We start from the raw sequence: 10,742 nt of genomic DNA, 5'->3' as shown, positions 1-10,742 counted from the left end.
CTCCTGTTACGTTTTCCCCGGACAGCACTGCGCCTGCGCGGGGATGACGCAGTGGGGGGCCTGGCGCTTTCGCCCACGGCCAGCGACGGGAAGCTGCACGTGGTCGCGACGGCATCGCGCAAACCGAACCGTTTCGCCCTCCACCACGTCATGCCCGCGGAAGCGGGCATCCATGCCGGCCGGGGTGCTGGCGCGCCAATGTCGGCCCGGGGCGATGCCGTTCGAAAGCCATCCTCGGTGTTCGTGGATGCCCGCTTTCGCGCACTGCTGTCCGGGGAAAGCAGGTTTTCGTGCGCAGCCCGTGAGCCCAGGCGCTTCGCACCCCCCGAGCCGTCATTCCCGCCTTCGCGGGAATGACGGCTCGGGGGGTGCCGCAGATCAGTCTCCGGATGGCGGCCATCAAATTCCCTCGGACAGCAATGCGCTTTCGCGCGCCCTTACGCACATCGCTTCTCCGGCCCAACCCAGGCCGCCATCAAGTACAGCCGCGACCTCATGTCCTCGGCCGCCACGCCCTGCCCAAGCAGCCCCGCGATCAGCCCGCTCATGCGCGCCGCCGCGATGCTCGCGCCGCCCCCGCGCGCGGCGTTGCCCGGCTCCAGCAGGGCGTGCGTGCCGAAATCCGTCCCCTCCAGCCCCAGCCACGACACCTCGCCCGGCCGGCAGCGCGCGTCGCCGGAGACGGCAATGCAGGAGGCCAGCGCCGCCGGATACACCACCCCGCCCCGCGACGGCGCCGCCGCCACCAGCAGCGCCCCCGCCGCCTGCGCCGCCTCGCACGCCGCCTCCAGCGCCGCGCTGCGCTCGCGCAATCCGAAACTCAGGTTGATCACGTCCACCCGCTGCGCCGCAAGCCAGCCAACGGCCTCCACCACCTCGCCCACCCCGGCCTCCAGCCCGCCGTGGAACACCTGGGCGCTGAGCAGCCGCGCCGACGGACAGCCCTCCAGCACCCGCTGCGCCACGTGGCTGCCGTGCGCCAGCGCGGCGCGGTTCACGGCTGCCCCGCCCCCGTCGCCAAAGCGCACCGACACTTCCATCGAAGGCCACAGCGGCGCCGCCAGAGGCCCGTCCACGAGGCCCACGCGCACGGGCCTCATGCCGGCGCTCCCGCGCCCAGCTCCACGACCTGGTCGAACTCCCCTTCCAGTGCCGAGCGGTGCGACACCACCACCCGCGTGCACCCCGGCAGCAGCTCGGCGATGCGGCGCAGCGTGCGCCGCTCCAACGCCTCGTCCAGCGCGGAGGTGCCCTCGTCCACCACCAGCACCGCGGGCGCCATCAGCAGCGCCCGCGCCAGGGCCACGCGCTGGCGCTGCCCGCCGGAGAGCGTCGCGCCGCGCGGGCCCACCACCGTCTGCCAACCCTGATCGAGTTGCGGCAGGAACTCGGCGACGCCCGCCGCCTCGGCCGCGCGGTGAACCTCCTCGTCCGACGCCTGCGGCCGCCCGTAGCGGATGTTTTCACCCAGCGTCCCGGCAAACAGCACCGCCTCCTGCGACACCACCGCCACGCGGCGGCGCAGCGCGGCGCGGTCCAGGCGGCGCACATCCTGGCCATCCAGCAGGATGCGCCCCGCCGCCGGCTCGAAATGCCGGTGCAGCAAGTCCACCAGCGTGGATTTTCCGCAGCCCGACGCCCCGCGCAGCAGCACGGCTGTACCGGCCGGGATGCGGGCGCTGAACGCCACCAGCGCCGGGCGCGCGGCGCCGGGGTAAGTGAACGACAGGTTCTGGAACTCGACTTCACCCCGCGGCGGCACGGCCAGGCTGCCCGCCTCGCCCGGCGCCACCGCCGGCCGGCAGGCGGTCAGGTCCGTGACGCGCTCCAGCGCCACCTTGGCGCGCTGCCAGGAGAGCCACAGGCCCATGAGCGACTGCACCGGGGCGCTGGCCCGCTGCACGCAGGTCGCAAACGCCACCAGCATGCCCAGCGTCAGCGCCTCCCCCTTCAGCATCGCCAGGCTGCCGAACACGAAGATGGCCACCACGCCCAGCGACAGCAGCAGGTTGGGCAACCCATTTGCCAACTGCCCAAGCAACTGCAGCGCGATGGACTCGCGCCGCAGCGCCGCATGCAAACCGGCCAGCCGCGCCGCCTCGCGCCCCTCGGCGCCATGCGTCTGTATGCAGCGCACGGCCGCGAGCTTCTCCACCAGGAAGGCCGACACCTCCACCCCCGCCTGCCGCGCGCGGCGCGTCAGCGCCTCCAGTCGCGGGCGCATCAGGCCGCTGGCCAGCGCATGCGCGCCCATCAGCAGCGCCAGCACCGCCACCAGCGGCGGGCTCCACAGGCCCAGCAGCAAGAGCGTGCCGGCCAGCATCAGCACGGCGTTCAGCGCGGACAGCACCGAATCCACCGCGAAGCGCTGCACTTCGCCCAAGTCGCCTTCCAGCCGTGCGAGCAAGTCGCCCTGGCGCACGCGGGCGTGGAAGGCAGGCGACAGCGTGAGCAGGTGCGCGAACAACGCTTCCTTCAAGCCGTGCAGCACCCGCAGGGAGGCCTGCGCGTAGAGGCGCCGGCACAGCACGCCCACCAGCAAGGCGCCCAGCGCCAGCGCGGCCATGGCGGCGCCCGCGCGGGCGATGGCACCGGGGTCGCGCGCCAGCACGCCGTCGTCGATGAGCGCCTTGGTCAGCAGCGGCTGCGCGAGGCCCGCCGCCACGGCGGCGATGGACAGCAGCAGCACGGCGATGAACCGCCAGGCCTGCCCGCGCAGCAGCGGCGCCATCCACCCGCGCAGCAGGCGCAGGCCCTGCGCGCGCGCGTCGTCCGTGGCGGCCGCGCCGGCCGGCGCGGGCCAGGCGACGGGGAGCAGGTGCAACTCAGGCGCGGCCATGGCGCGGCATCAGCGGCGCACCACGCGCAGGGAGGCGGCGGACTGGTCCGCGCTGCCGGGCATCTGCACGGCACCCAATTTCTTGAGCGTGCGGCTGTCGTAGAACGCCACCTCGCCCTGCGCGCCGCCCACGTACACCTCGCTGCCGTCGGAAGCCATGTTCACGCTGTAGAACGAGTGGTCCAGGTCCACGCGCTCGCTTTTTCCCGTGCGCAGGTCGGTGCGCGTGAGCTGGTTGAAGACGGTGAACACCTCGTCGCGGTTGGCCGGGTTGACCACCGACGAGAACAGCACCACCGACGCGTTCTCGAACTCCTTGAAGCGCACCTTGTCCGTGGCCAGGTCCAGCGTCCACAGGCCGGCCTTGACGGCCTCGGGGCTGTCGGCCTTCTTGTCCGTGCGCGGGACGAAGTAGGGCGACACGAACACCTGCGTCTGCTCGTGCTGCGGCCAGAAGTTGAGCGTGTCGGCCTGGCCGAAGTTGGCGCGCTTCCATGTGCGGAAGGGGTGCATGCCCTGCACGGCGCCGGTCTGCGGGTCCAGCTTGAGCATCTCCCAGCCAAAGGCGTAGAGCGTCTTGCCGTTGGGCGCCCACAGCAGGTTGCCCACGCGCCGCGGCGCGGGCAGCGTGCGCACGGGCAACGCGCCCACACCGGCCGAGGTGTCGAACACGGCGATGTGCGGTGCCTGCGCCTGGTATTCGCCGGGCAGGATCTCGTTGCGCACCACGTAGACGGCCAGCTCCTTGCCGTCCGGGCTCAAGTCCATGCCGTTGAAGGACTTGCCGCGCAGGCTCCCCGCCGACAGCTCGGCGCGAAAGACTTCCTTGCCGGTGTCGATGTCCAGCCCGGAGACGGTTTCCCAGTGGTTGTGCAGCACGTAGGCCACCTTGCCGTCCGGCGAGATGACGACGGCGCCCGGCCCGTGGCTCCTGGAGCCGTTGGGCAGCGGGTGGGCGTGGACGACCTTGCGCTCCTGCGCGTCGATGACCACCAGCGTGCCGGGCCGGCAGGCGGTGACGATGAAATCCTTGGCCGCAGCCGCCGCGGCCAGCGTGGCCAGCAGCGCCGCGGCGCCGGCACGCAGCGCCAGGCGGGTGGAACGGGAATGCTTCATCGGGTGTTGCTCCTGTGTTGGGTGCGCGCTCACTTGGGAAACACCGACTGCAGCTTGGCCCAGTCGAGCGTTGCGCTGTCCACCCCCTCGCTCCAGCTCCGGTAGCTGTTCATGCTGTCGGGCACCTGCGCCGGCCACCAGCAGGGGTCGGAGCAGCCGTAGAGGTCGGCCTCCATGGGCTGGCACAGGCCCGCGACGCCGCCAAAGGCGTCCAGCTCCCAGCCGGGGTCGAAGGTGGTGGTGCAGCCCACCACGGTGGTGGACAGCGCCACCACTTTTTGCACGCCCTCCTCGCCGGGGGCCTGGTCCATCTGGTGGGCTTTCTTGTTGAGGGGCTTGAGGCGGTTCACAGCTCGGTGCTCCTGTGGCTGACGTGGCGATGCAAGAAGGACGGGTTCTTTTCCAAAAGGTCCAGGTAGACCTCGATGCCGAAGTCCACCCACTCCCGCAGCAGCTCGCAGTAGTGGTAGACGGGCGAGTGCGGGTCGCTGAAGTGCGCGTAGGACTCGTGGTAGCAGCCTCCGGCGCAGAGGTTGCGGATGCGGCAGGTGGAGCAGCCGCGGCCGGAGCGGTCCATGGCGTCCTCGATGAAGCCGCCCAGCCGCGCCTTGTCTATGCCCTCGCGCACGTTGCCGAAGGTGGGCAGCTCCGAGCCGGTGAAGCGGTGGCAGAGGTTCAGCTCGCCCTGGTGGTCCACCGCCAGGAGGCCGACGCCCGCGCCGCAGGGCAGCGCCTTGCGCCGGCCCTCGTACAGGTCGCTCATGAGCTGGTGCATGTTGGAGAAGCCGATGTTCTCCCCGCGCAGCGCCGCGTCCCGGTAGGCGCGGCCCAAGCGCTTCATGGACTCGAACAGCGCGCGCAGCTCCGCGCCTTCGAGGTTGAAGGTGTCCACCGGGTTGCTGGTCACGGGCGCGAAGCCCACCTCGGCAAAGCCCAGCTCGTCCTTCAGGTGGCGGTGTATGGCCTCCACGTCGGTGAAGCCGGCCGTGAGCGTGACGCGCGCCCCCACCGGCTTGCTGCGGTAGCGCGAGAGCAGCAGCCGGGTCTTGGCCGCGACCACCTCGTACGTGCCCTGCCCGCCAATCGTCTTGCGCCGCCGGTCGTGCACGGCCTGCGGGCCGTCCATGCTGATGGAGATGCCGAAGCGGTGCTGGTCGAACCAGTCGATCAGCTCCTCGGTCAGCAGCGTGGCGTTGGTGGTGAGCGAGAGGTCCAGCGCCTTGCCCTCCTCCGCGCAGCGGCGCTCGGCATAGGCCGTGGCGGCGCGGATCAGCGGCATGTTGCTCAGCGGCTCGCCGCCGAAGAAGACGATGCTCACGCGCTCGCGCTGGGCCCCCTCGCGCAGCAGCAGCTCTATGGCCTGCTCGGCGGTCTCCAGCGCCAGCTTCTGGCCCTTGGACGGCGTGGTGAGGTCTTCCTTGTAGCAATAGGTGCAGCTGAGGTTGCAGCCGGTGTTGACGTTGAGCACCAGGGTGCTGAGCGGAAACTCGGTCACCTTGACGCCGGGCCCGTGGTCCGGCGCGGCCGGGTCGGGGCGCAGCACGCCCAGGGCTCTTAAATCCTCGATGGCGCCGCTGAGCGAGGCGGGCGAGGCCTGGCCGTCGAAGCGCTGTCGCAGCTCGTCGGCCTGCACGGTGGAAAGGGGCCGGACGAAATCCAGCACGTCGGCGGTGACGGGGTCCAGGTCGAACAGGCCGGTGCTGGGGATGTGCAGCAGCACGCGGCGGTCGGCCAGCTTCAGGTCGTGGAAGCTGTGGGTGTCTACATGCAAGGGGGCCATGAAGGGTCTCCAGGCAAAGGGAAAGGGGTGGGCAGAGGCCATGCACGCCGGAAGCTGACACCTGGCCTCGTCATCCCGGCGCAGGCCGGGATCCACGAACACCGGGCGACATCCCGGCCCGCGTGGATGCCGGCCTTCGCCGGCATGACGGGGTGAGGTTGCAGCTGCGGGCAGCAGTCGCACTCAGCGGATGGGCGGGTCGTTCCAGCGCTGCACGCTCACGAAGAGCGGCACCGAGGCACTGAGTGAGCGGTTTCCGTCCATCACCTTGGCCGTGGCTTTCAATTCGCCCGCGTTGTTGGTGCCGAACTTGCGCTGGGGGTTGGGGCCGGCGTCCGCGGGCCAGAACAGGCCGTTGGGCTCCATGCGGCCCACGGCGAAGTCGGCGTCGCCCATCTCGGCCGCGGCGGGCGTGAGGTTGTCCAGCGACCACTGCGCAGGCAGCGCGCCCAGGCGGAGGTCGTCCTTGGTGCCGCGCTTGCCGTCCGGCCCCGCGGCGTAACCGACGGCCTCCAACTGCGCCGGCAGCTTGGCGCGCGAGCCGCCATTGCCGCCCAAGCGGGCAATCGGGTGCTCAGGCTCGACTTTCAAATAGTCCACCCGGCGGTAGACGGGCAAACCGACGGGGAGTTGGGCCGTGCCCACGCGCACGCTGCGCAAGCCGTCACGGGCACCGGCGCGGGCCGCCACTTTCACCACGACCTTGTCGGCGTCGCGCGACATCACTGCGAGCACGCGCAGGTCGGGTCCCAGCGAAACGTCACCGGCCAGGTTGGCGCCGTGGATGGTGATGGTCTCCGTGCTGCCGGCGCGCAGCGCGGCGGGCACCACGGAGAGCACGGCGGACGGTGCCTGCGCGTCGGCCCGCACGGCCACGAGGTCGCCGCCCAGGCCGTCCTGGGCCGCCAGGAACCAGCGTCCGCTCATGCGCCGCCCGCCGGGCTCGATGCTCATCACCTGCTGCACGGCCGTGCCGTCGGCCTGCTGCAGCGTGGCGCGCCACTCGTGCTTGCCGTAGACGATGCTGCGGCCCTGCGCCGACTCGCTGCGGCCGTCGGCCCAGCGCAGGGTGACGCTGAGCGCGTAGCGGTCCTTGCCATCGGCGCGGCGGATGTCGGCCTCGCCCTCGTAGGCGCCGTGACCCGGCCGGTAGCCGGCCAGGCGCCAGCGGCCGCTGGCGTCCGGCGCGGGGGTGGCCTGCCAGTCGCGCCAGGCGCCGGACTCATAGCCGTTGAGCCTGGCCAGGACCTGCACGACGTCCTTGGACGCGATGTCGAACCAATGGCGGTCGCGCCCGCCGGCCGAATATTCGATGGAGGGGAACTGGCCGACGTGGAAATTCACCAGGCGCCGCCAGTCGTCCTCGGTGCGGCGCTGCACGGCAATGCGCGCGGCCGAGTGGCAGCGCACGCACATCTCCGTCAGCAGTGGATGGCCCGGCTTTTCCAGGACATTGGGCTGCCGCTCCAGGATGTAGCGGTGATTTTGAGTTTCCGAAGGCGCCAGCCCAAAATGGTCAGACAGGTATTTGACGACCTGCTGCCGTTCCTCCGCCGTCAATTTCACGCCGTGGGCGTAATCCATGCGGACCACGGTCATGTCCCAGCCCTCGGGGGTTCTGCGGCCCTCGCTGATGCGAAACCAGCGCCCGTCGCCCTGGGCGGCGTGGCAACTCGCGCATTTGGCGTTGATCAATTCCTTGCCGGAGAGCACCGGCTCGGCCGCGAAAGAGGCCGATGTGCTGCTCAAACCCAGGAGGGTGGCGGCAGCCCAGGCAAGGGCATGGCATTTGAATGGGCGAATTCCAACTCTGGACATAAAGGCCTGCTGGGTTTGTTGAATCGGCTTTCCAGGCCACGGCAAGCCCAGGAATTCGTGCCGTTCACCATTTTCGTGAACCAGCTTTGGGCATGCACCGTGGCCGTGCAAGCACTTTACGAATTTCAGACCTGACCCGTTATCGAGAAACGGCAAACCGGCCGGCGGGCTTTATCAAGAAACGGCAAAGCTGAATGAACCCGCCCTGAGGAAATCCCCCGTTGTCGCCAGGAAAAAGCCGCCTAACATGGCTGCAGGGTGGCGGCAATGGCACAGGCCTTGCGAGTTCCTGCCCATCCTCACAGAAGTACCTCCATGCTCAGCACCGTTTCACCATCGTGGCGCATGCCGGCCACGGCGCCCGCAGCGGGCATCAGTTCCACGGAAAGCGAAGATCCCCTGATCCAGGCTTACAGCTTGAGCAAATGGTCACAGGAATATACGCAGCTCTCCAACGGCAAGTTCCTGGGCCGCACCGTGGATTTGTCGCTCGGCCCGGTTCAATTGCTGCGCGAAACCATGTCGCAGGCGGTGGACCAGAATTGCCAGCCGCTCACCGATTGTTATTCCATAGGCATTGCCGCGCACGCGGGCGGCACCTGGCAAAACCGGCCGCTGGAGGCAGATAAGCTGTTTCTCCTGCCCCGCGGCGAGGCGGCACGGCTGCGCACACCCCTGCAGTCGGACATCTTGGTGGCTTTCATAGACCGCGCCGAAATGCAGCGCTCGGCCAGCCAGATCCTGGGCGTGGATGCGGACAAGTTATTCGAAGGCCAGCGGGTCAAGAAGGTGGACGAGGCGGCGGCACGGCGGTTTCGCGCGGGCCTGCATCAAATCATGCTGGCGGCCTTGGATGCGCCGGACGCCTTGAATTACGAGGCGGCCACGCGCCGCATGTCGGAGGCCATCACCGAAACCTGCCTGGACGTGCTAGGCAGCGCCTTTGAAACCCCGCGCGTGGAACGCGACGCCTTGCGCGTGCACCGTGCCATCGTCGAGCGGGCGCGTGAATTTATATTGGCCCACCGCGAAACGCCGCCCACGGTGACGGAGCTTTGTGCCTATTTGAATATGAGCCGCCGCGGCGTGCATTACGCCTTCATGCAGGTGCTGGACGTGAACCCCGTGACCTTCATCCGCAACGTGCGCCTGCACGCCGTGCGGCGCGCGCTGCTGCAGGGCGACGCGCCCTCGGTCTCCGCCGCGGCGCACCACTGGGGCTTCTGGCACCTGGGCATGTTCTCCTGCTATTACAAGGAATTGTTCGGGGAATTGCCGTCGGAGACGGCGAAGAAATCGCCGGGGTTGAAGAGGGTAAGGTGGTTGGTGAATGATTGAAATGAAATTTAGAAATTATTTTCCAACCGGCAGCCGGTAGCCGGTAGCCGGTAGCCGGTAGCCAATATGCCGCGCTTTCAGATTCGTCATTCCCGCGAAGGCGGGAATCCAGGCGCCCCCCAAACCAGCCGCAAGCGCAATAGCAGGCAAACCAACACCCAAACGCAGCCGGCCTGCCCAAACACTACGCTTTGACGCGGGGCCGCCTGGATTCCCGCCTTCGCGGGAATGACGAAGCAGTTATTAAAGCTTCTTCACTGACAGCCCGCGCTTTAAGCCCAATTCAAAACCCCTTGCTCACACTCGCCACCCACCGCGTCCCCGCCACCTTTTCCCCTCGCCCGTCCGCATCAAAAAACGTCCACAGCGGCACTCCACTTTTCTCGGCCTTGGCGTTGTTGCGGCTGGCGGCCAGTGAAAACTGCCAGGACTCCAGCGTATAAGTCAGCCCGGCCCGCACATCGGTGAAACTGTAGTCGCCCAGATGGCGCACATTTTGCCGCCCGGCGTGCAAATTCAAATTCCATCCCGGCGCCAGCTCCGGATTCCAGTTCACCTCGAAATACATCGTCCCGCGCGTGGACTGCTCCTCGCCGGTATTCGGGTTGATCGCCAGCCCCGCGAAATGCTTGCTCACCGCCACCCAGCCGGCAACGTTGAAGGCGTCTTTTGAAAGCACCAGCTTGGCCTCGCCGGAATCGTATTTGATGCGGCGATTGTCCACGCTGTAGTAGGCACCGGGATACCAGTAGGCATAAACGCCGGTGTCCAGCCCGTAGCCGTTGCCCAGGTCCTTGCGCCAGCCGCCATACAAATCGATTTCCGAACCGGAACCGTTGTTGTAGGCCGCGTGCGACACGCCCGAGCCCCAGAGGCCGGCATAAAATCCGCTGGCGTGGACGGTTTCCACGGCGGCCTGCACCGTGGGCTTGCCTTGCGTCAGGGTGATGCCCCGAAAAAGATATTGTGAAACCAGCGAAGCGTTGCCGGTGACGGTCCACGGCGGGTTTCCAGCCGATGCCGCGGCATCCTGGGCCTGCGCGGCGGAAACCATAGACAGAGAAACCAACGCCCACGCGGCGGCTTGCTTGACGGAATTTGTCATGTGATTTTTCCCCAAGGATGGAAGCGCCCGGCCTTCCTGTGCCTGCGCTCTGGAATGGCTCCCTGCATGCCGGACCGGGCCGATGCTTGTCCGGCTGGAAATGGGAGCTTCAGGGGAATATAGGAAAGGATAAAGAAATGGCCTGTCAAGAAACGGCAAGGATTAAAGGCCGGGTTATCAAGAAACGGCCAAGAAGGCTGCTGAAGACGGGTCTCCTACAAACAAACTCAGCGCCCGGGAGGCGCCACCGCCAGCGGCAGGCACACCTTGAACGTGCTGCCCCGCCCCGGCGTGCTTTCCAGCCGCACCGTGCCGCCCATCATCGTCACCAGCCGCTGGACGATGGACAGGCCCAGGCCCGTGCCGCCGAAGCGCCGCGTGATGGACCCGTCGGCCTGGGTGAAGGGCTCGAAGATGCGCTGCTGCTGCGCGGGGGCGATGCCCATGCCGGTGTCCGTCACGTCCACGCACAGCACCGACGCGCCCGTGGCCCCCGGGTGCGGCGCGCTCCAGCGCGCGCACAGCGTCACCTGCCCGTGCGCAGTGAACTTCACCGCGTTGGCCAGCAGGTTGAGCAGCACCTGGCGCAGCCGCAGCGGGTCGCCCACCAGGCGCGCCGGCAGCTCGGCGCCGAAGTCGGCCTGCAAGGCCAAACCCTTGGCGTCGGCCTGCGGGCGCACCAGGTCCAGCACGGTGGCCAGCAGCGGCGCCAGCTCGAAGACGACCGCCTCCAGCGCCATTTCGCC

10 protein-coding genes are annotated in these 10,742 nt (G+C 68.6%); 2 read left to right on the top strand and 8 right to left on the bottom strand.

What is annotated here, in order from left to right; translation table 11 throughout:
- A partial coding sequence (locus ALA01S_RS34515; protein ID WP_218011549.1) for a hypothetical protein occupies positions 1–357 on the top strand: 357 nt, incomplete at its 5' end.
- Between the two features lie 80 nt (positions 358–437).
- Here the strand turns inward: ALA01S_RS34515 and qhpE are convergent.
- From qhpE to peaA, 6 genes are all read right to left on the bottom strand, one after another.
- Complete coding sequence (qhpE, locus tag ALA01S_RS28995; RefSeq protein WP_066342880.1) at positions 438–1,100, bottom strand: subtilisin-like serine protease QhpE; 663 nt, start codon at positions 1,098–1,100, stop codon at positions 438–440.
- On the bottom strand, positions 1,097–2,839 hold the full coding sequence (locus ALA01S_RS28990; RefSeq protein ID WP_066342878.1) for an ABC transporter ATP-binding protein: 1,743 nt from the start codon (positions 2,837–2,839) through the stop codon (positions 1,097–1,099). Before ALA01S_RS28990 ends, qhpE begins: the two co-directional genes overlap by 4 nt.
- Positions 2,840–2,848: 9 nt before the next feature.
- A complete protein-coding gene (gene peaD, locus ALA01S_RS28985; RefSeq protein WP_066342876.1) occupies positions 2,849–3,955 on the bottom strand; it encodes a quinohemoprotein amine dehydrogenase subunit beta in 1,107 nt (368 codons plus the stop codon).
- A gap of 29 nt (positions 3,956–3,984) precedes the next feature.
- On the bottom strand, positions 3,985–4,305 hold the full coding sequence (gene qhpC / locus ALA01S_RS28980) for a quinohemoprotein amine dehydrogenase subunit gamma (protein ID WP_084268057.1): 321 nt from the start codon (positions 4,303–4,305) through the stop codon (positions 3,985–3,987).
- Complete coding sequence (peaB, locus tag ALA01S_RS28975; RefSeq protein WP_066342874.1) at positions 4,302–5,735, bottom strand: quinohemoprotein amine dehydrogenase maturation protein; 1,434 nt, start codon at positions 5,733–5,735, stop codon at positions 4,302–4,304. The genes qhpC and peaB overlap by 4 nt, the downstream gene beginning before the upstream one ends.
- Before the next feature lie 183 nt (positions 5,736–5,918).
- Entirely contained in the window at positions 5,919–7,484 is a 1,566-nt protein-coding gene (gene peaA / locus ALA01S_RS28970; protein ID WP_218011548.1) for a quinohemoprotein amine dehydrogenase subunit alpha, read from the bottom strand.
- Positions 7,485–7,868: 384 nt separating this feature from the next.
- Between peaA and ALA01S_RS28965 the strand changes: the two genes are divergently transcribed.
- Complete coding sequence (locus ALA01S_RS28965; RefSeq protein ID WP_169806040.1) at positions 7,869–8,891, top strand: helix-turn-helix domain-containing protein; 1,023 nt, start codon at positions 7,869–7,871, stop codon at positions 8,889–8,891.
- 283 nt (positions 8,892–9,174) lie between these two features.
- On the opposite strand, the gene ALA01S_RS28960 is transcribed toward ALA01S_RS28965, so the two are convergent.
- Together ALA01S_RS28960 and ALA01S_RS28955 are read right to left on the bottom strand one after the other, a co-directional pair.
- Positions 9,175–9,996 carry a TorF family putative porin gene (locus tag ALA01S_RS28960; RefSeq protein WP_066342866.1) on the bottom strand — a complete coding sequence of 274 codons (822 nt, stop codon included), beginning with the start codon at positions 9,994–9,996 and terminating at the stop codon, positions 9,175–9,177.
- A gap of 227 nt (positions 9,997–10,223) precedes the next feature.
- Positions 10,224–10,742, bottom strand: a 519-nt coding sequence (locus tag ALA01S_RS28955; RefSeq protein WP_238456000.1) for an ATP-binding protein, incomplete at its 5' end; no start/stop codon positions are given.

It is taken from the genome of Azohydromonas lata NBRC 102462 (genome assembly GCF_001571085.1).
Lineage (GTDB): Bacteria > Pseudomonadota > Gammaproteobacteria > Burkholderiales > Burkholderiaceae_C > Azohydromonas > Azohydromonas lata.
The sequence above is the reverse complement of the archived record's forward strand: the minus strand, read 5'-3'. Positions and strand labels throughout refer to the sequence as shown.